A 21,241-nucleotide genomic window follows, 5' to 3' on the forward strand; every position below is an offset into this window, starting at 1 on the left:
GGGGAGGGCGGTGCCGCCGGGGCCTGTCCGCCCCGGTGGGTGCTAGGGCGCTTCTTTTGGATCAGCCCGGGTCCGCGGCGCCCGGCACGGCACCTCGCGGCGTTGTCGCACGACCCGCGTACACCCGGTACGCGGATCGTGCTCCGCCTTGCGATGCACCGCACCGGACACCGCGGCCTGATCCGACCCGATCCAAAAGAAGCGCCCTAGGCCAGCACGCGCGCCAGCGCGAAGCCGTCGTAGCCCTTCGCCCCCACCGTCTGGACGGCCGTGCCGCTCAGCCTCGGGTGCGAGCCGATCAGTTCGATCGCGGCGCGGGTGCCGATCACGTCTCCCGCGTCGCTGTCCGCGTCCACGACCCGCCCGCCCCGTACGACGTTGTCGACGACGATCAGGCTGCCCACGCTCGTGAGCTTCAGCGCCCACTCCAGGTAGTGGGCGTTGTTGACCTTGTCGGCGTCGATGAAGACGAGGTCGAACGGCGGCGGGTTCTCGTCGGCCAGCAGTGGCAGCGACTCCAGGGCCGGTCCGACCCGCACCTCGACCAGTTTGTCCAGGCCCGCGCGGGCGATGTTGCGGGTGGCGACCTCCGCGTGCCGGGGGCTGTACTCCAGCGAGATCAGCCGGCCGTCGGCCGGGAGCGCGCGGGCGAGCCAGATCGTGCTGTAACCGCCGAGCGTGCCGATCTCCAGGACCGTCCGGGCCCCCTGGATCTCGGCGAGCAGCTGGAGCAGCTTGCCCTGGTTGGCCGTGACGTTGACGGGCGGCAGCTCGGCGGCCTCGCTGTCGCGCAGCGCGGCCGCCGTCACCTCGTCGTCCGGGGCGAGATGGTCGGTGAAGTAGGCGTCGACGGCGTCCCAGGCCTGCGACTCGCTCATGCGCTCTGCCTCTCGTGTACCTGACATATCCGGCGGTATGTCTCGTCAGGAATGCTAAGTCGAGCCCCACCGATCCCCGGCCGGGGCTTTCAGCCGTTCGGCGCAGGGGGCGCGGCGGGAGGCGCGAAAGACGCGGAGGGCGCCGCACGTGGCGTGGGGGGCGTGCTGGGTGTGGGAGGGGGCGGAGTGGGGCGTGCGGAAGGCATGGGGGGCGTCCGGGGAGTCCGGGGTGGCGCGGGCGGCTTCGGCGGAACGGCAGCGGGAGCGGGGGGACGCACGGGAGGGGCGACAGGGGCAGGAGGAGCAGCGGGGGCGGGGGGAGCAGCGGGGACGGGCGGCCGCGCGGGTCGAGGGGGAGTGCGGCGCAGGGACGGCGGTCGCGGGGGCACCGGGGGCGCGGTGGGCGGGGCGGGCGCCGAGGACGCACCAGGAGGTGCGGACGATGCCGTGGGGCCGGCGGCAGCCGTCCCGGGTACCGCTGTCGAGCCCGGCGCTGCAGACCTCGGAGCGGCCGACCCTGGCGCCGCTGACCCCGACACCGCCCCAGGCCTCCCTACGGTCGTGCCGGGTACCGCTGTCGAGCCCGGCATCGGCCGAGGCCTCTCTGCCGTCGTGCCCGGCCCCGCCGCAGGCCCAGGCACCGGCCCCGGCACCGGCCCCGGCCGGTACGGAGGCCCCGGCACCGGCCCAGGCCCCGGCATCGCCGCAGGTGCTGGCCCAGGCTCCCGTACCGCTGGGCCCGGTATCGGCGTCGTTCCGGGTTCGGTGGTGGGTGCCGGGTGGAAGCCCGAGGCATGGCGGGGGCGGGGCAGGGTCGCCCGGCGGGCCCGGCCCCAGCGGACCCCCAGCACGACCGCGACGGTGTTCAGGACGGCAAGTCCGCCGACGACCGTCAGCAGCCACACCGGGATCCCGGCCAGCGCGAGCAGCCGGTCCTCGTAGATCACCTGCCGGTACGCGGCGTCCGTCGCCGCCCGGCGCAGCTCATGGTCCCCGGAGATCTCCGAGGGCCGCGGGAACTCCTGGGCGACGGCCGTCAGGAACGGTGTGCCCTTCGCCAGCGCGGCCAGCGGCCCCGTCGCCTTGTCGAGCGGCCCGGCGAACGTCACCCGGGGCCGTTCGCCGCCGATCCGCGAGGCCGGCTCCATGCGGTGCGCGGCGAGGACGTACAGGCCGAGCGACTGCGGGGTGGCCGCCAGCCGGGACAGCCGCATCGGGTAGACGAGGGTGTCGGCGGCGAAGGTGAGGTGCAGCGGCTCGAGCTCGCCGCGCAGCGCGGTCCCGCTGCTCTCGGGGGTCAGCCGGACCGCCACGTACTCCCAGCGCCGGTCGACGTACGGCTGGAGCGCGGTCTCGAGGCGGCCCGGGAGGGTGAAGTCGTTGGCGCGCAGCCACTCGTCGAGGTCCCCCGGATCGGTGGCGGTCAGCCGGGCCACGTCGAACGGGCCGAGCCGCTCGCGTCCGATCACGCCGACGCCGGGCCCCGCCCCGGGCGGCGGCGGGCCCGCCGCGTCGCCGCCCGTGGTCAGCGGCCAGTCGCCGTCCTGCGGCCAGAAGTGATGGCGGGTGCGGTGCACGGGGGCGGTGGCCGCGGCCAGCTGGTCGAACAGCTCCGGTGCGCCGAGCTCGACCGTCGCCCGGTGCGGCACGGGCATGATCCAGGCGGCCCGCTCGGCGTCCCCGTCGACCGTCAAACGCATCACGATCTGTTCCTGCGCGCCGTCCCAGCGCACGACGGAGACCTCCCGGCCGACCACGACCTCCCGCTGGTCGCCCGGGAGCAGCGCACCGCAGCCGCAGGCGTAGGCCGGCGCGACGAGCGAACCGAGCTGGATCGCCAGCAGAGCCAGCAGCACGGCCGTGATCCGCCCGCGTGACCGATTCCGCCACGCCAGCCGTCCCCGCAGGAAACCGCCCATGCCTCGTATCCCCTCCAGCACTCTCCGTACCCGCCAGCGCGCAATGCGGTGGCAACGACGGTACGGCTGAAGCCCCTGTTCCGTTCGCCGCCCTATCCAATTCCCGCCCCCTGACGGCCCGCTGACGATCCCGTTCCCGACCCGTGTGCGGACCCGCGTCCCCTGCCGTGTCGCGTCTCGCATCCCGGCCCGTGGAAACGGCGGGGCCCCCGGACCACTATCGTCTTCCGGACAAAAGGAGAGCGGACGTCAGGTGAAGTGGGGATGGCCTGCGTCTCTGTCCGGGGGCGATGCGAGCCTCATAGGGTGCGAGAGGACACTTCGCGCACGGGACGTGGGACGGACGCGGCGGGAGGCCGACGAGGCGTGGCGAATGCGGAGCACAGCGGGCGGCCGGCGGAGGCCTTCGGGGCGACGGCGGCCGACACGGCGAGGACACGTCTGCGCGCGGCCCGCCTCGGCCTCTGGCTGCTGGCGGCGGTTCTCGCCGTACGCCAGGTGGCCGTCGTCCTCGGCACGCCGCGCGGAGAACGGCTGACGGACCTGGAGACCTGGGTCGGACCCGACGGCGTGCTGCACGTCAACGGCTCGCTCTACGACTCCACACGCTTCACGGGAACCCCGTTCGGCGGGCTCGTCCTCAAGCCTCTCACCCGGGCGGCCGAACAGGCCCTGGGCTGGGGCTGGACCTTCGGCACCCTGCTGCTGGTCGCCGCCCTCGGCCTGGTCGTGGCCCGTGCGCTGCCCCAGCCGGTCACCAGACGGACGGCCCTGCTGGCCGCGCCCGTCACGATCAGCCTGCTGATGCTGTCGCTGCCGGTGCGCAACACCCTCTGGCTCGGCCAGACCAGCATCATCCCGGTGCTGCTGGTCCTGCTCGGCTGCTTCGTCGTACGGGACTGGCGGGCGGCCGGCGTCCTGATCGGTCTGGCGGCGGCCCTGCAGCCCACGGTCCTGCTCTTCGCCGCGCTGCTGTGGTTCACCGGCCGCCGCCGCGCCGCGGCCGCCACCGGCGCCTCGTTCACCGCGGTCACCGTGCTCGCCTGGGCGGCGATGCCGCACGACTCGTACACCTACTGGGTGCACCACATGGCGGGTGTCGGACTCGGCGGCGAGGCCGACGCGCTCGCCAACCAGTCCCTGCACGGCGCCCTGCTCCGCCTCGGCCTCTCCGGCCCGCTGGAGATCGGCTTGTTCCTGTCGCTCGGCGCGGCCGTCGCCGCGCTGGGCGTCCGCCGGGCGGTCCGCTACGCCCGCGACGGCCAGCTGCTGCTGGCGGTGGCCCTCACGGGCTGCGCGGCGATCGTCGTCTCGCCCACGACCTGGCAGCACCAGTTGCTGTGGGTGCTGCTGGCGGTGGTCGGCCGGGTCGGCAAGCGCGCCTCCGACCGCTATGTGTGGCCGGTGGCGGTGATCCTGGTGATGACCCTCCCGGCGAAGATGATGCTGCCGAACATGGCGGCCCTGTACCCCCTGCGCGACAACGCGGTGCTGCTGGCGGCCGTCGCGGCGGCCACGGTCGTCCCGTTCCTGCCGCGTACGTCGCCGTACTACCGCGCGCCCGTCCCCACGCAGTACGCGCAGCCGGTCCCCACGCGCTGGAGGCGCGTACCGCTGCTGCCCGTCCTGAAGCGGGTCCTGACCCGCCCGAACCTCCTCCTCGAGCTGCTGCTGATCCGCGTGACGTACGCGGCGTACCAGCAGGTCCGGCTGGGCGCGACCGGCGGCACCAACACCGGCGGACGGGCCCGCGCGGAGGCCCACGGCCGCCAGATCCTCGACATCGAGCGGTTCCTGCACATCGACATCGAGCACTGGGCCAACCACGCGGTGGTGAAGGTCGGGTGGCTGCGGGACTTCTTCGACTTCTATTACGAGTCGTTCCACTTCGTGGTGCCCCTGTCGGTCCTCGCTCTCCTGTACTGGCGCCGCCCGGTCGACTACCGCTGGGCCCGCGCCTCCCTGGGCTTCGCGACCCTGCTGGCCCTGGTCGGCTTCTGGCTCTACCCGCTCGCCCCGCCCCGCCTGATGCCGAACCTGGGCGTCATCGACACGGTCCACGGCGTCCAGGACTTCTCCAAGCCGGACTACGGGACGCTGACGGCGCTGACGAACCAGTACGCGGCGATGCCGTCCCTGCACTTCGGCTGGTCCCTGTGGTGCGGGCTGGTCATCGCGATCGTCGCCCCGAAGTGGTGGATGAAGGCGCTGGGCCTGCTGCACCCGTTCTTCACGGTGTCGGCGATCGTCGCGACCGGCAACCACTGGGTGCTGGACGCGGTCGGCGGCGCGCTGGTGGTGGGCGGCGGCTTCGGCCTGTCGTACCTGTTCATGGGGCCGCGGGCGCGGTCCGCCACGGCGACGGCGGCGCTGACGGCTCCGGCGGAGGGGGCGGCGGGTGCGGTCAAGTCCACCGAGTCCGCCGGGTCCGCGGCCCAGGAGAAGAACCCGGCGCCGAGCTGAGCGCTCTTGCGATCCGCGCCCGGCCGTCGAGGCCGGGCACCCCGCTGGGGACGCGGGTCCCCGCCCGATGCCCCGCTCCTCCGGCGACCGCCAGGGGATCGGGGGCAGGGGATCGGAGCCAGAGGGCCGGGACAAGGCGGGCGGTACACTCCGGCCAGGGGGGATCATGACGGATCGCGACTGGAACGACGACAGCGGTTACCGCGACGCGGTGCAGAAGGCCGAACGCGCGGAACGCGCCGGGTGGATGGCGATCGCCGGCACGACAGGCCTGATCGGCCTCGTGCTGATCGTCCTGGCCGTCGTCTGCGTGCTCGCGGTCATCGCGGGCCTCTATGTGGTGATGGCCGTCAATCGCTAGAGGCTGTTGTTCCCTTTCCTTTGTCTTTCATCTTTCTTTCATTTCGTCGTCTGCGCGGACGTCGATTCCGTCGACGGCGCACTTCTCAAGAGGCAGTTGACCGGCTTTGGTGCGTCAAATGGTCATTGCGTACAGCGATAGTTTCTTGACGCTGAGTGAAAGAGGGGTTTGAATTCGCTTACTTTTTCGAGATCTTCTGACTCTGGGGGGCGGAGTTCAGTGCTTTCGGCACGGGGCGGTTCAGGCACGTTCGGACGTCGTAGACACGGCAGACGCAGGGGGACGGGAACGGCGGCCGCGTTGGCCGTGTTGCTGGGGATGCTGGCGTTGCCCGCGCAGGAGGCTGTGGCAGCTTCCCCGGAGGCGGATTCCGCGCCTTCGACAGAGGGCCAGCAGGCGCTGGCCGAGGCGGAGGACTCCGGTCAGCGGGTCGAGGTGACGGGCGAGCGGACGGACCGGACGACGGTCTTCGCCAATCCCGACGGGTTCACCTTCACGCTGGAGCAGTCGGCGGTTCCGATACGCGTGGCCAAGGCGGGCGGTGGCTGGCAGGCTCCGGACGCGACGCTGGAAAAACGTTCCGATGGTTCGGTGGGCCCGAAGGCCGCCGCCGTGTCGATCGCATTCTCGGCAGGGGGCGACAAAGCGCCGCTGGCGCGGATCGAGGACCAGGGAAATTCGCTGGAGCTGGAGTGGCCGGGCAAGCTTCCGTCCCCTCGGTTGGACGGCCCGAGCGCCGTATACGCGGATGTGCTGCCGGGTGTCGACCTGCAAGTGACGGCGACGCCGGAGAGCTTCCAGCCGGTGTTCGTGGTGAAGACGCCCGAGGCGGCGGCGAACGAGGAGTTGAAGAAGCTCACCTTCGGGCTGAAGGCTCAGGGGCTGGACGTTCGCGAGGGCGCGGCGGGTAATCTCGCGGCCGTCGACGGCAGTGGCCGCACGGTGTTCAAGGCACCACCGGCGCGGATGTGGGACTCGGCCGGCGAGACTGCCGTGACGCCACAGACGCCAACAGCGGCCGAGACGCCGAAAGCGCGGGAGACGCCGAAGGCTGACGGGACGCCGGAGACTGCTGTGACGCCGGAGGCCCCGAGGGCCCCTGAGGTCCCGGAGACGCCGAAGGCGGCCGAGACGCCGGAGACGCACGAGACCGCCGGGGCTCAGCCCCAGTTGCTGCGGGCGCAGGCGCTGGGTGAGGAGCCGGTCGTGCCCTCCGACCCCGCCGAGGTGGCGCCGTCGGGTTCGGGTCTGGAGCCCGGTCAGGGTGACAAGGTCGCCAGGATGGACGTCGCTGTCACCAAGGACTCGCTGTCCGTCGTCCCGGACACGGAGATGCTCACCAGGACCGATGCCTCGGCCTTTCCGCTCTTCATCGACCCGACGGTGACCTGGGGCGAGTCGGAGCGCACCTTGCTGCGCAGTGACGGCTACGAGTCGTACGGCTGGAGCAACGGCGACGACGACCAGGGCAAGGGTGCCGGCAAGTGCGGTACCTGGAACGGCTATTACTGCGGTCCGGGGTATGTGCAGAAGCTGTACTTCGAGTTCTCGCCGGCGAGTCTGAAGGGCAAGAAGGTCCTGGACGCGACGTTCCGGGTGACGGAGCCGTGGGCGTTCCAGTGCGATCCGCGCTGGGTGGACCTGGTCCGTACGAACAACATCTCCTCCGCGACCACGTGGTCCTCGCGGCCGGCGGAGCTGGACCTGATGGTGGACCGGAACGTCTCGGCGGGCCGTGGTTCGCTGTGCGACCCGGACGCGCCGGACGCGCCGATCGAGTTCAACGACAACCCGGACGAGACGAACGAGAACCTCACCTCGACGGTGTCGAACTTCGCCGCGGGCAAGTTCTCCCGGCTGACGCTGGAGATCAAGGCGCACGACGAGTCGGACACCGCCGCGTGGAAGCGGTTCAAGAACGACGCCGTGCTCGCCGTGAACTTCGTCGGCCTGCCCGACAAACCGAGCGCCGTCGGTATCGTCACCGGCTCCGGCACGGTCTGCGAGACCACCGAGAGCGACCCGGCGGTCGTCTCCGACCCCACTCCGACGCTGGCCGCGACCGCGCAGACCAAGGCCGGTGGTGAGAAGGACGCCCAGCTGCGGATCGCCTACGACCTCGACAGCAAGAGCGGCAGCACCTGGGTGGACACCACACCGGGCAACGGCGACGCACGTCCCTCGACCGGCTACGTCGGTGACAACACCAAGGTGACGCTGACCTGGTCCACCCTCACGGACGGCACGCTCTACCGGTACCGAAGCTGGGTACGGTCGTACTACAACGGCGGCGCCAGCAATCTGCCCGGACCGTCGAACGCCACCACCACCGGCTGGTGCTACTTCAAGGTGGACTCCAGCGCGCCCAAGGCACCCGGCATCACCGTCGGCAGCCCCTACACGGCGTGCACGACCAACGACTGCACCGCTCACGGCGGGCCCGCGGTGAAGGGCACGTTCAAGTTCGGGCCCGCCTCCGGCGACACCAACGTCGCCTACCAGTACAAGCTCTCCTCGACGGCCGCGTGGTCGCCGGACCAGACCGGAGCCACGGTGTCGGTCGGCATCACGCCCACGAAGGCGGGCACGTACCGCCTGTACGTGCGGGCCAAGGACAACGTGGCCCGCTACGGTGCGCAGTCCGTCGTCGACTTCGTGGTTGCCGACGGTGAGAAGCCGGTCGGCCAGTGGCAGTTCGGCGAGGCCGACGGAACGGCGGTGGACTCCGCGACGTGGGACGGCGCGGACAACGCGACCCCGAGCGGCGGTGCGGTCCGCGACGACCGCGGCCGTCGCGGGCTGATCACGCGTGACGCCACCGGTGTGCCGCTGGCGACGCCGGTGACGGACAAGGGGCTGGCCCTCGACGGCAGCACCGGCTACGCGGCCACGGCCGGCACGGTGCTGGACACGGCGGGGTCGTACACGGTCGCCGCCTGGGTACGGGTCGACCCGGCCTCCACGAAGACCGTCACGGTCCTCAGTCAGTCCGCGGCGACGACGAGCCCGTTCACCAAGAAGTACAGCCCGTTCATCATCTCCTACGGCGGAAAGTGGAGCATGCGCGTGCTGGGCACGGACGGTGCCTTCCACGAGGCGGCGGCACCGAACGCGTCACCCAAGGGGGTGTGGACGTATGTGGCCGGTGTCCATGACGCCGTCGCCAAGAAGGTCCACCTCTATGTGAACGGCAAGCTGCAGGCCTCGGTCGACGCGGGGACCGCCTGGCACGCGGACGGCGCGTTCCAGATCGGCCGCCTGCTGTACGCGGACACCTACGTGGACTATTTCAAGGGCAGCATCGACGAGCCCACGGCGTGGCAGCGGGCCCTGTCCGCGGAGGAGATCGCGGACGACGCGCGGACGCTGACGTCGCAGGGGTACGCCGGGGTGGAACTGGTCGCCGACTGGTCGGCCGACCGGGGCGTCGACAGCACCGTCGCGGACACCACCTCGGGCTACGGCCGGTCGCTGACCCTCGGCGGCGGTGCCTCGCTGAACGGCGAGTCGATCGTGCTGGACGGAGTGGACGACGCGGCCACGGCGGCGGGTCCGGTGGTGGACGACACGGGGTCGTTCACGGTGACGGCGCTGGCGTCCCTGGATGCCACCGCGCTCGCCGGCAAGAGCGTCGGCTACACCGGCCAGGTGGTGGGACAGCGGACGGTCGACGGGTCGGCCTGGGGCTTCTGGTACGAGCTGACGGACAAGCAGACCGTGCTGGACGAGGAGACCCTGGAGGAGAAGACCGTTCCGGTGGGCTTCTGGCGCTTCGGCCGGCTCAACGCCAACGGCACCTTCAGCGCGGTGGCGTCCGACGAGGCCGCGATGGTGGACGGCATGGTCAGGATGACCGGTGTCTTCAACGCCCAGGACGGCACGATCGGTCTCTACCTGGGAGCCGTCCAGAACGGCGACGACGAGGCGTTCACGGCCAAGATCGGCTCGGGCGATCTCGCGGTCGGCAAGGACTTCGCCGGCAACGCGTGGGGGCACTACCTGCCCGGACGCGTCGCGGACGTTCGCCTGTGGGCGGGCGCGATGGCCGGATCCGAGCAGATCGAAGAGACCGTAGGCGACTGACGAGGCGGGGCAGGGGCGGCTCGCTCGGCGGGCTGCCCCTGCCCCGACTTTTCGGTACCGCTCCGCATCTCTCCGTACCGCTCCGAACCTCTCTGAACCCTCTCTGAACTCTTTCGACAGGACCGGGGGAAAATGACCATGATCTTTGGCAGGGGCACATCACATTGGCGAGGGGGTGGTGCCGGCCGGCACCGCTTCGGTCGGCTGCTGGTGCCGTCGCTGGCCCTCGCGCTCGTCGCACCTCTGGGCGCGGCACAACTGGCCCAGGCCGCGGAGACCTCCGGCCTGGGGCGGCCCGACGTGCCCAAGTCCCGGGTGAGCAAGGTCGAGACGGTCGACGGCCTCGGCGCGAAGGAAGCCCGGCGACGGGTCGCCCAGGACAACAAGGCCAACAAGGCGCAGGCCGATCGGGCCCGTGCGGAGCAGAAGGCGGTCTGGCCCGGGGCGGGCGAGGCGAAGCTCGCCCTCACGGGCGGCAAGGCGGGGAAGGCCGAACCGGGCGGAGTCCCGGTCACGTTGGCGCCGCCGTCCGGGGACAAGGCCGCGACCGCGGGGAAGGGCACGACCGCGGGCAAGGGCGTGGCGGCGGGCACGGCGCGTGTCACCGTGCTGGATCAGCAGGCCGCTCGCGCCGCAGGCGTCACGGGTGTGCTGCTGACCGCCGAGGCCGACACCGCGGGCAAGGCCGAAGTGAGCGTGGACTACAGCGGCTTCTCCTCGGCCCTGGGAGGCGGCTGGTCGCAGCGGCTGCGTCTGGTGCAGCTTCCCGCGTGCGCCCTGACGACCCCTGAGAAGAGCGAGTGCCGCACCCAGCGTCCGCTCGCGTCGGACAACGACCTGGCGCACCGGTCGGTTTCGGCGCAGGTGAGCATCGCCGAGTCCACGGACGGTGCGTCGACCCAGCTCATGAAGGCCGCGGGCAGCGCCGCCCCGGCCGCCACCGTGCTGGCCGTCACCGCCACCGCGGCCGGGTCCGGGGAGTCGCCCAAGGGCACCGGAAACTACTCGGCCACTCCGCTGTCGGAGTCCTCGTCCTGGGAGGCGGGCGGCAGTTCGGGCGCGTTCACCTGGTCGTACGACTTCACCCTGCCGCCCGCGGCGGCGGGCCCGCTGCCGCCGCTGTCGCTGTCGTACGACTCGGGCGGCGTCGACGGCCGCACCGCTACGTCCAACAACCAGGGCACGTCGGTCGGAGAGGGCTTCTCGCTCACCGAGTCCTACATCGAGCGCACCTACGGCTCGTGCGACGAGGACGGCCACGAGGACATCTCGGACCTCTGCTGGAAGTACGACAACGCGCGGCTGGTCCTGAACGGCAAGTCGACGCGGCTGGTCAAGGACGACGATGACGGTCAGTGGCGGCTGGAGGGCGACGACGCCTCCAAGGTGACCCGGTCCACCGGCGCGGACAACGGCGACGACAACGGCGAGTACTGGACCGTCGTCACCGGCGACGGCACCAAGTACGTGTTCGGTCAGAACAAGCTGGACGGCGCGGACGCCCAGCGCACCAACTCCACGGCCACCGTGCCGGTGTTCGGCGACGACTCGGGCGAGCCGGGCTACTCCGCGGGCGACGCCTTCGGCGACCGCTCGCTCACGCAGGCCTGGCGATGGAGCCTCGACTACGTCGAGGACCTGCGGGGCAACGCGGCCACCTACTGGTACACGAAGGAATCGAACTACTACAAGAAGAACAAGGCCGAAACCGCCAACGCCTCCTACGTGCGCGGCGGTTACCTGGACCGGATCGAGTACGGCCTGCGCAAGGGCGCCCTGTTCACCGACAAGGCGGACGCGAAGGTCACCTTCGGCTACGCCGAGCGCTGCACCGCCTCGGACTGCTCCTCCCTGACCAAGGACACCGCCGACAACTGGCCGGACGTGCCGTTCGACGCGATCTGCGCCAAGGACGACGACGAGTGCAAGGCGGTCGGCCCGGCCTTCTTCTCCCGCAAGCGGCTGACCGGGATCGACACCTTCTCCTACAACGCCACCAGTGCCGCGTACGACGCGGTGGACTCCTGGGACCTGGTCGAGCAGTACCTGGACGGCGGGGACATCGGCGACAGCTCCGACCAGGTGCTGACCCTGAAGTCGCTCAAGCGGACCGCGAAGGCGGGCGCCACGAGCGTCGCGCTGAACCCGGTCTCGTTCACCTACCAGATGCGGCCGAACCGCGTCGACGGCACGGACGACATCCTGCCCCTGACCCGGCCGCGGATCTCCACCGTCGTCTCGGAGACCGGTGCGATCACGACGGTGACGCTGTCGGCGGCGGAGTGCGTGCGCAGCCAGGTGCTGGGCGCGGCCCCGGACACCAACACCCGTTCGTGCTACCCGCAGTTCTGGCACATCAACGGTGGCGAGGACGCCTCGATCGACTGGTTCCAGAAGTACCGGGTGCTGGCCGTCGGCGTGTCCGACCCGACAGGCAACAACGAGGCGGTCGAGAACGCGTACTCCTACAGCGGTGCCGCCTGGCACTACAGCGACGACCCGTTCGCGCCGAAGGCCGAGCGGACCTGGTCGGAGTGGCGCGGCTACGCCCAGGTGACCGCGTGGACCGGCGCGACGGGCGTGACCCGCTCCCGCACCGTCTCCCTCTACCTCCAGGGCATGGACGGTGACGAGAAGAGCGACGGCACCGACAAGTCCGTCTCCGTCGCCCCCTTGTCGACGCCCGCTCTCGGGGCCGCATCCATCACCGACAGCGAGCCGTACTCGGGGCAGTTGCGCGAGCAGGTCACGTACGACGGCTCCACCGCGATCTCGGCGACCGTGAACGACCCCTGGTCGACGGAGACCGCCCGCCAGAGCGTGTCCGGCGCCGGCGACCACGTCGCCCGCTTCGTCCGCCCGCAGAAGGTGCACAGCTACACCTACCTGACGGCCTCGCAGACATGGCGCGAGCGCCTGACGAACACGACCTACGACAGCTACGGCATGCCCGTCACGGTCGACGACTCCGGGCAGGTCGGCAAGGCCTCGGACGAGACCTGCACCCGCACCTGGTACGCCCGCAACGCCGACGTCGGTCTCACCGGCCTGACCTCCCGCACCCGCACGGTCGCCCGCAGCTGCGCGACCGCGGACGCCTCCCTCGCCCTGCCCGCGACGATGAACCCGGCCGCCCCCGAGCGGGGCAGTGTGCTCGCCGACGTCGGCACCGTCTACGACACCGCGAACGCCACCACCTGGTCGGCGGCCCAGAAGCCCACCAAGGGCCTGGCGACCTGGACCGGCCGTCCCACCGGCTACACCGCGACCGCAGACGCGGCCGGCGACCGGCTCCCGTCCGGCTGGCAGACGGCCACCACCACGACGTACGACACCCTGGGCCGCACCCTCAAGGTCACCGACGCGGTGGGGAACCCCACCAGCACCGCCTACACGCCCGTCGACGCGGGGCCGCTGACCAAGACCGTCACCACGGACGCCAAGACGTACAACACGGTCACCTTCCTCGACCCGCGTCGCGCGGTGCCGCTGCGCACCTACGACGTCGGTCTCAAGAAGACCGAGATGGCCTACGACGCCCTCGGCCGGCTCACCGACGTGTGGTTGCCGAACCGGACGAGCGGCAGCCAGACCCCCAACCAGAAGTACGCGTACCACACGGACAGCGCCAAGCCGTCCTGGGTGTCGACTTCGACGCTGAAGAAGGACGGCGACACCTACAAGACCACCTACACGATCTACGACGCGCTCCTGCGCCCCCTGCAGACCCAGTCGCCCACCCCTGAGGGCGGCCGGCTGCTGACGGACACGCGCTACGACACGCGGGGCCTGGCCTACGAGACGTACGCCGACATCTTCGACAACACCAGCACGCCCAACGGCACGTACACACGGGCCGAGTACGGCGAGGCGCCCCAGCAGACGGGGACGGTGTTCGACGGGGCGGGCCGCGCGACGACCAGCACCCTCTACACCTACGGCATCAAGAAGTGGGCCACCAGCACCGGTTACACGGGCGACTCGGTCGCGACCACGGCCCTGGAGGGCGGTTCGGCGCAGCGCACGATCACCGACGTCCGCGGCCAGGCGACGGAGACCCGCGAGTACGCGAGCACGAGCCCGGCCGACGCCGCCTACGGCGGCAGCGCCGGCGCCGCGTACACGTCCACGAAGACGGACTTCGCCCTCGACGGCAGGAAGCTGACGCTCACCGGCCCCGACGGCGCCAAGTGGTCTTACGTCTACGACCTGTTCGGCCGTGAGGGCATCAGTACCGACCCGGACAAGGGCGTGACCCTCACCGAGTTCGACGCCCTCGACCGTCCGGTCAGGACGACGGACGCGCGCGGCACGGCCGTCGTGACCGACTACGACGTGCTGGGCCGGATCACCGGTACGTGGAAGACCTCCAAGACGGACGGCAACCAGCTCACCGGCTTCGTCTACGACACCCTCCTCAAGGGTCAGCTCACCTCCTCCACCCGCTACGTCGGCGGCAAGGCGGGCGCGGCCTACACGCAGACCGTCACCGCCTACGACAGCCTGAACCGGCCCACGGGTACCGAGCTGCAACTGCCGGACAGCGACCCGTTCGTGAAGGCGGGCGCGTCCGCCACGGTGGCATACGAGACGGGGTACAACGTCGACGGCAGCAAGAAGTTCAGCCGTGAGCCGGCCGTGGGCGGCCTGTCGTCCGAGATCGTCGAATACGGATACGACGACGTGGGCGACGTGACCTCGGTGGGCGGCGCGACCGGATACCTGCTGGACGTGGACTACTCGGCGCTGGCGCAACCGCAGCAGCTGACCCTGGGCACCGGCGGCACCGGCAACAAGAGCGTCTACGTGGCGAACACCTATGAGGAGGGCACCGGCCGCCTGACCAACAGCCATGTCACCGACCAGACCCACGGCTACATGCTCCAGGACCTCACCTACACCTACGACCAGACCGGTAACGTCACCGCGATCAGTGACCCGACCCTCCTGGGCGGCACCGGCTCCGCGGACACCCAGTGCTTCACCTACGACGGCCACCAGCGCCTGACCGAGGCCTGGACGCCCGCCTCGCAGAAGTGCACCGACACCAGGAGCGCGTCGAGCCTGTCGGGCCCGGCCCCGTACTGGTCGTCCTACTCCTACAACGCCGCGGGCCAGCGGTCCAGCGAGACGGTCCACAAGAGCACCGGCGACACCAGGACGACGTACTGCTACCCCACGACCCTCACCGCCCAGCCGCACACCCTGACCGGCACCACGACCAAGACCGACTGCGCCACCCCGGAGCGTTCCTACGACTACGACAAGTCCGGCAACACCTGGCACCGCCCCGGCGCGAGCGGAACACAGACCCTGGAGTGGTCGCCCGACGGCAAGTTGAGCAAGCTCACCGAGGGCGGCGTGGCGACCGACTACCTCTACACCACGGACGGCACCCTACTGATCCGCAGCACGCAGAACGGCGAGCGCGTTCTGTACACCGGCGCCACCGAACTCCACCTCCGCGCCAACGGGACCACCTGGTCGCAGCGTTACTACGGTGCCGAGGAACTGACGGTCGCCGTCCGCTCCAACCAGTCGGGCGCCAACAAGCTCACCTACCTCTCGGGCGACCAGCACCAGACCTCGACGCTGGCGCTCAACCCGGACACCGGCCAGACCTTCACCAAGCGCTACACCACGCCCTTCGGCGCCGACCGCGGCACGACGCTGAACGGCCCCTGGCCGGACGACAAGGGCTTCCTGGGCAAGACACGGGACGCCACGTCGGGCCTGACCCACATCGGCGCCCGTGAATACGACGCGTCCATCGGTCAGTTCATCAGCGTCGACCCGCTCCTGGAATCCGGCGAACTCCAGAGCCTCAACGGCTACACGTACGCGGTACAGAACCCGCTCACCCACAGCGACCCCACCGGCCTGGGCCTCGCCTGCGGCGGCAACGGCGACGACACGCCCTGCCCGACCCGCCCGGACGGCACCCCCGGCAACGGTCGCCCCAACGAGGCCGTCGACTATTCCAAGCCGCAGTCACCCCACCCGTGCAACAGCAACTGCGGCACGGCCAGTGGCGACACGTGGACGCGACAGGACGAGTTGGGCCGTCGGGCCGCGGCCGCCTACCGCGAGCAGTTGGTGCTCAACCCGGAGGTCATCCTCAACCCGAACGCCACCCAGCTCACGGCCATGTGGTTCATGGGCGTCACACCGTCCGCCTACTACTTCGACAAGAACGACAAGATGACCCAGGCCGTCCAGGATCACATCTGGATGCAGGTCGTGCGCACGTTCCTCTCGCACCGCAAGAACACGAAGATAGGGCAGACCATCAAGGGGCTCGACTACAAGACCAAGTACGGCGCGGCCATGAACGATCTTCCCCTCAAGGGAATGATGGTGGGCGAAGTGTCCGACGCCCTCATGCAGCTCGCCGGTGACAACGACCCGGACACGGCGGCGGGCGCCACCCGCGCGGTGCTCGGCTCCTTCAACATGAAGGCGACCGTGACCGGATACAACAAGCTGAACCGGCGCGGAACGGTGCAGTTCGAGATCACACAGAAGATGACCGTCGAGTCACTGACCCGTGGCGTGTCGAAGGAAGGGTACGAGAGCGGAGCGAAGGACCCGATGGCGTCGGGCATCTCCAACACCGCCCGCGCGGTCTTCCCCGGCGGCCAGAAACCGTTGTCGATGACGTTCCGATGGACCGAGACCGTTCCGATGCCGGCGCCCGGCCGGTGAGCTGATCACTCCGGCGCGCTTCTCGCGGCCAGCCGCTCCTGGAGTCGTGCGTGCCGGAACTGGTAGACGGGGCCCGTCGCCCGCAGCAGGTTGCGGCGACGGGCGTCCTCCAGGAAGTGCATCAACCGTACGGGGGTGCCCTCCTCGAAGTGGAGCTGTACCGCGGTGAGGGTGGTGGCGACGGCGAGGTTGCCGACGAGGACCGAGGTGGCACCGGTCCACAGGGCGGCCGTCAGTGCGAACATCGCACCGAGGAGCGGGTACTGCGCCCAGGCGATGATCGGGCCGATGTACAGCGCGAGGGCGAATCCGGTCAGCAGCCCCAGGAAGAGCCGCAGCCCTATGTGGTGCCGCCACACGTCCACCGGGCCCACTGACCGGGTGTCCACCACCTGGGGCCGGGCGAACTCCTCTCGAACCTTGTCGTAGCTACGGCCCGAGCCGACGGAGAGCAACGGGGTGCCGGAGAGGATCTTGTGTCCTCGGCCTGTCACCAGCAGCTCGGAGAAGCCGATGGGCAGCGTCACCAGGTACAGCAGCCAGATCGGCGGGCCGGGGTCGAAGACCAGCGGCAGCAGGAGGCAGAGCCCGGTACCCACGAAAAGCCACTGCCGGATGCCGGACCGGACCGTATCCGGGGTGAAGATGTCGCGCCAGCCGGCACTCGACAACGGCTGCGGCTCGCTGAACTCCGCGACGCGGCAGGCGATGCCGTAGCCGCCCCCGATCGCCGAGAGGGTACCGATCACGATCACCAGCGGAGTCGGGTACAGACTCCAGGTCATGACCACGCCGGGCGGCCCGCACACGACCGTGGAGACGATCCATACGGCGATCAGCCGCGGCCGGTGGCCCGTCCAGCCGGGAGTGTGCCACCAGCGCAGATCGCGGGCACCCTCCTGGGTGAGCCGGGCGGCTAGGTACCGGAGCGTGCGTTCGGCCGTCCTGGCGGAGTAGCGCGGGCGGGGGTGTCCGGGGCGCCGGGCGTAGGCGGCGACGACCGCGTGATCGAGGAGATGGTTCTCGACGGCGGCGCGAGTGGGAAAGCGGGCGCTGTCGAGCAGTTCGTCGACGGGATCGTCGTCGCCGTAGACGTCGCGGAGCAGGGCGATGGCCAAGGGCCCGGTGAGGGCGGCGGCCAGCGGCTCGGCGGCGGGCGAACCGGTCTCCGTGAGCAGCCGCCCGGTGAGCTGCTGCCAGGCGGGGGACGGAGTGGAAGGCAGCCGGTTCAGCAGATACCCGGCGGCGTCGGCGGGCCTGACCGGCTGGATCTCCACCGCGAGAGCACCGCCCAGCCGCGCCTTCTTCGCGGTGAGCACGGCCTCCTTGGCCCGGGAGACGAGCACCAGCCGGAAGGGCGCCGTCTCCAGCGCGCCGACCATGGCCCCGCGCAGCTTGCCGGTGACCTCGTCGAGGCCGTCGAGGAAGAGGGAGACGCGTCCCTGTTCGAGCAGCTGCCGGGCGCGGGCCCGCCCGCCCTTCCCGTGGAAGAGGGTGTACTGGCGGGTCAGCCGGTCGGCGGCCCAGTCGACGGCCGTGTCCTCGCCGGGATTCCACCCGTCGAGGGAGAGCAGCACGGGCACGGGCACGCGGGCCCGGTCGGCGGGTGCGGCCCGCGCGGCCCGATGGGCGAGCGCGTCGAGGAGCAGCAGCACGGCCGCGGCGGTCTTTCCGGCGGCCGGCGCTCCGACGAGCAGCAGCCGCCCGGAGGCCAACCCGCCGTAGACGGCGTGCAGTTCGGACAGCCCGCCGCCGTCACGAAGCCGGCCCCGGGTGGCCGGTCCGAGCCCCGGCAACGGCCCGAACCGCGCCCGCCCCGCTCCCTCCCCCGTGGCCCCGACGACCCGACCCGCCACCTTCCGCTCACTCACCCGCCACCGCACGGGCAGCGGCGCGGGCTCGAGCAGCCGCCGCAGCCCGGCCTCCTCCTGCCACTGCGCGCCGACGACCCGGGCGAGCTCGTCGGCGGTGGTGTCGAGGGGGTCCACGGTGGCGGCGGCGGTGTGGGCGACGTGGTGATGGATGTTCTGGGTGTTGTGGTCACCGACCTGGAAGGCGGTGGGCCCATGGAAGGCGTTGCCGGAGACGGAGTTCGCGTCGCGCGGACCTCTGTCGCCGGGGTCCGACTCGGCGCTGCCGGCCTCGGGACGGGGGCCGCTCATCCGCCGGACCCGAAGTGGTTCTCCTGCCGGTTGTGATCGCCGGTCTGCACGGCGGTGGGCCCGTGAAAGGTGTTCCCGCTGACGGCGCCGCCCTGCGGCCCGTCATCTGCACCGAACTCCTTGGTCAGCTGCACGAGTTGCTCGACGAGCCGATCCCGCTCCTCCTGCGCGAGGGCCTCCAGCAGTGAGGCGAACTCCCCTTGCCACAGGACCGCGTGCACGGCCCGCACCCGCTCCCGGTCGCCCTCGTCGACGGCGTTCAGCACGGCGGCGGTCCGGTCGAGCCGCTCGATCGCCTCCCGTTCGGCGTCGGCGTCCCCTCGCCCGACGAGCCGAGCGCACCGCACCCGGAACCAGGCCCAGCTGTCCGCCCCGGCCGACTGCACGACGGCCATCCCCCCACCGGCCGCAGCCGCGGTCAACGCCTCGCTCAGCATGTTCCGTCCCCTCCCCCTGGCCACCCCGGCCCGCTGAGTGCGCGCACGGGACAAAACGCATGGTACAGACGGCAGTTGGGGGTGGCGGAGCGTTCTGATCACCGGGAGGGGAGAATCACGGGATGGTCGGGGAGAGGGCGTCGGGGAAGAGGGTGTCGGGAGAGACGGTGTCGGGAGAGACGGTGTCCGGCAAGGCGGCGGTCGCGGTCGCGGTCGCGAACGCGAGGGCGTGGTTGGTGCGGCGGACGCCGGTCTTCTGGCTGACGCTCTCGGTGCTGTCGTGCGTGGGGGGCTTCCTCACGTGGTTCTGGGGAGCGTGGTCCGGCGGCCTGGACGTGGCGGAGACCTGCACGCTCCTGAAGGGCCAGAAGTACGACGACGCCTACCGCACGGAGCACTGGCGCGAGCCGTCGCAGCTCTTCCCGCTCCACAACAAGTGCAACGCCTCGTACGACCTCGTGCCTGCCTGGGTCAACCCCATGCTGGTCCTGCTGGCGTTCCTCGCCGTGGCCGGCCTGATCGCGGCGGTCTGGGCGACGGCCGTCCGGTTGTGGCGGCTCTGGCAGCGGTGTCGGCCGACCTCGGCGCTCTGAGCCGACGGCGAGGGTAGCTGCGTCAGCTCACCCTCACCTGGCGGTCACGTCGGCGGACGGGCGTGCGGGTGCGGAGGTCCGCCGCTGTCCCACGAGGCTCCGCAGCCGGCGCTCCGCGGGGTGTTCGACGCAGGTGTAGGCCAGGGCCGCGAGGGTGAGGCTGACGACCAGCACCCCCGCCCAGAACGCGACCGTCTCGCCGCCGGGCGCGGGCTTGCCCCACTCGAAGACGGCCACCCGGATCACGATCTCGTGCAGGAGATACCAGGCGAACGACCAGTGCCCCAGCCGGATCATCCAGGCCCCGCCCAGCCCGGTCCGCCGCCCGTCGAGGTCGGCACGGGCGGCGGCGCAGATCAGGGCCGCGAAGAGGGGCGCGGAGAGCAGCTGGGAGGCGGAGTAGGGGCTGTACCAGACGGCATCCGGCACCGCGCCCGACCACGGAATCAGCACCAGATGCCAGGCGACGACGAGCCCGAAGGCCACCGGCAGCGACACGGGCGACCGCCAACCGCGCTTGAGCGCGAGGCCCGCCACCACTCCGAGCACGAACTGAAGGGAGCGGGTCAGCGGCAGATAGTCGAGCGCCCAGGTGCGGGTGGTGGCCGACGCCCCGGACAGCGCGGGCCACAACAGCAGCGCACCGAGACCGACCGCGACCGCCGTCCACCCCCACACCCTGGCTCGTCGCTCGGCAAGCAAGGCCAGCAGCACAGGGAAGATCAGATAGAACCAGGCCTCGTCACTCAGCGACCAGGCGGCGGGATTACCCCCGGTGAAGATGACGGGCTGCGGGAACCAGGCGTGCACGAGCAACAAGGTCGCGCCCACCGCCTTGACGGACACGGCCCGGTCCATGAGCGCCCACCACACCCCGACGGACGCCCCGACACTGACGGCGAGCAGCGGCCAGATCCGCGCGAACCGCCGCCACAGGAACACCCGCGCGGACACCCCCGCACCGTCGTAGGTCCAGGCGAGCACGACCCCCGACAACACGAAGAAGAACGTGACCCCACTACGCCCGTACCAGACGACATCACTGACCCCCGGCACGATCCCGACCTGCCGCGACAGGTGATACAGCACGACGAGGAGCGCGGCCCAGAACCGCAGCCCGGTGAGGGAGGGCAGGCGGTCACGGGTGGGGGCCGGTGTGGGGGTCAACGGGGTCCTTCGTGGTTGAAAAGCGCGAGACTAACATCGCGGTTCGACGGCATCGCATGGGCACGGTCGACCGGAACCTCCAGTGACCACTTTCGGCCAGAGAGGCGACCGCGGCGACCGTGCGTAGGCAGGGAATCCCGAATCCCCGCGCTGCCCGAGCGCCGGCGGTCGGGACCGGGTGCTCGTACAGCGGCTCTCTGCGACTGTTGGCAATGCCACCCTCAGATTCTCTGCTCAACAAGCACTTGAGCAGAGAATCTGGGCTGAAGCCCGTCTGCTCCCAAGGGCCGCTACTGATGGAACGGCTGGTAGAAGCCGGCTCGACCGTCCCACGGTCTGCACGAGGGAACCCGTGCCGTCAACAGGGATCGCATACAAGCCAAGTGTGGTGTCAAGGGGCGACTGCGCATGGTGATAAATCCTTGACGCAAGGTGAGACGAGGGTTTGAATGCGCTTACTTTTTTGAAGATCT

11 protein-coding genes are annotated in these 21,241 nt (G+C 70.9%); 5 read left to right on the top strand and 6 right to left on the bottom strand.

Annotated features, from left to right (window positions below; genetic code table 11):
- Positions 1 to 206: 206 nt before the first annotated feature.
- Together OG933_RS30230 and OG933_RS30235 are read right to left on the bottom strand one after the other, a co-directional pair.
- Entirely contained in the window at positions 207 to 878 is a 672-nt protein-coding gene (locus tag OG933_RS30230; RefSeq protein WP_054238083.1) for an O-methyltransferase, read from the bottom strand.
- 89 nt (positions 879 to 967) lie between these two features.
- Positions 968 to 2,797: a DUF2330 domain-containing protein gene (locus OG933_RS30235; RefSeq protein WP_405629867.1), complete on the bottom strand. Its 1,830-nt coding sequence runs from the start codon at positions 2,795 to 2,797 to the stop codon at positions 968 to 970.
- A gap of 366 nt (positions 2,798 to 3,163) precedes the next feature.
- On the opposite strand from OG933_RS30235, the gene OG933_RS30240 reads away from it, so the two are divergent.
- From OG933_RS30240 to OG933_RS30255, 4 genes are all read left to right on the top strand, one after another.
- On the top strand, positions 3,164 to 5,260 hold the full coding sequence (locus tag OG933_RS30240) for a bifunctional glycosyltransferase 87/phosphatase PAP2 family protein (RefSeq protein WP_405629869.1): 2,097 nt from the start codon (positions 3,164 to 3,166) through the stop codon (positions 5,258 to 5,260).
- Between the two features lie 166 nt (positions 5,261 to 5,426).
- Positions 5,427 to 5,621 (top strand): hypothetical protein, encoded by a 195-nt coding sequence (locus OG933_RS30245; RefSeq protein ID WP_327182784.1) that lies wholly within the window; start codon positions 5,427 to 5,429, stop codon positions 5,619 to 5,621.
- A 318-nt stretch (positions 5,622 to 5,939) separates the two neighbouring features.
- Positions 5,940 to 9,704, top strand: a complete 3,765-nt coding sequence (locus tag OG933_RS30250; protein WP_362524222.1) for a LamG-like jellyroll fold domain-containing protein — start codon at positions 5,940 to 5,942, stop codon at positions 9,702 to 9,704.
- A gap of 138 nt (positions 9,705 to 9,842) precedes the next feature.
- On the top strand, positions 9,843 to 16,409 hold the full coding sequence (locus OG933_RS30255) for an RHS repeat-associated core domain-containing protein (RefSeq protein WP_405633566.1): 6,567 nt from the start codon (positions 9,843 to 9,845) through the stop codon (positions 16,407 to 16,409).
- 5 nt (positions 16,410 to 16,414) lie between these two features.
- Here the strand turns inward: OG933_RS30255 and OG933_RS30260 are convergent, their stop codons facing one another.
- The 3 genes from OG933_RS30260 to OG933_RS30270 form a co-directional block, all read right to left on the bottom strand.
- Positions 16,415 to 18,571: a hypothetical protein gene (locus OG933_RS30260; RefSeq protein ID WP_362524066.1), complete on the bottom strand. Its 2,157-nt coding sequence runs from the start codon at positions 18,569 to 18,571 to the stop codon at positions 16,415 to 16,417.
- The gene (locus tag OG933_RS30265; protein WP_405629874.1) at positions 18,568 to 19,008 is read right to left on the bottom strand and encodes a hypothetical protein; all 441 of its coding nucleotides are present in this window, start codon (positions 19,006 to 19,008) and stop codon (positions 18,568 to 18,570) included. Before OG933_RS30265 ends, OG933_RS30260 begins: the two co-directional genes overlap by 4 nt.
- A 115-nt stretch (positions 19,009 to 19,123) precedes the next feature.
- The gene (locus tag OG933_RS30270) at positions 19,124 to 19,309 is read right to left on the bottom strand and encodes a hypothetical protein (RefSeq protein WP_405629876.1); all 186 of its coding nucleotides are present in this window, start codon (positions 19,307 to 19,309) and stop codon (positions 19,124 to 19,126) included.
- Between OG933_RS30270 and OG933_RS30275 the strand changes: the two genes are divergently transcribed.
- Positions 19,293 to 19,601, top strand: a complete 309-nt coding sequence (locus OG933_RS30275) for a hypothetical protein (protein WP_405629878.1) — start codon at positions 19,293 to 19,295, stop codon at positions 19,599 to 19,601. The genes OG933_RS30270 and OG933_RS30275 overlap by 17 nt on opposite strands.
- 33 nt (positions 19,602 to 19,634) lie before the next feature.
- Here the strand turns inward: OG933_RS30275 and OG933_RS30280 are convergent, their stop codons facing one another.
- Complete coding sequence (locus OG933_RS30280; RefSeq protein ID WP_405629880.1) at positions 19,635 to 20,768, bottom strand: acyltransferase family protein; 1,134 nt, start codon at positions 20,766 to 20,768, stop codon at positions 19,635 to 19,637.
- Positions 20,769 to 21,241: the final 473 nt, after the last annotated feature.

This window comes from Streptomyces sp. NBC_00016, from assembly GCF_045040885.1.
GTDB lineage: Bacteria > Actinomycetota > Actinomycetes > Streptomycetales > Streptomycetaceae > Streptomyces > Streptomyces coriariae.

Coding starts and splice junctions, on each gene's coding strand:
- OG933_RS30265 (WP_405629874.1), bottom strand. CDS start 19,008: ATGCTGAGCGAGGCGTTGACCGCGGCTGCGGCCGGTGGGGGGATGGCC.
- OG933_RS30230 (WP_054238083.1), bottom strand. CDS start 878: ATGAGCGAGTCGCAGGCCTGGGACGCCGTCGACGCCTACTTCACCGAC.
- OG933_RS30255 (WP_405633566.1), top strand. CDS start 9,843: ATGATCTTTGGCAGGGGCACATCACATTGGCGAGGGGGTGGTGCCGGC.
- OG933_RS30250 (WP_362524222.1), top strand. CDS start 5,940: ATGCTGGCGTTGCCCGCGCAGGAGGCTGTGGCAGCTTCCCCGGAGGCG.
- OG933_RS30245 (WP_327182784.1), top strand. CDS start 5,427: ATGACGGATCGCGACTGGAACGACGACAGCGGTTACCGCGACGCGGTG.
- OG933_RS30235 (WP_405629867.1), bottom strand. CDS start 2,797: ATGGGCGGTTTCCTGCGGGGACGGCTGGCGTGGCGGAATCGGTCACGC.
- OG933_RS30260 (WP_362524066.1), bottom strand. CDS start 18,571: ATGAGCGGCCCCCGTCCCGAGGCCGGCAGCGCCGAGTCGGACCCCGGC.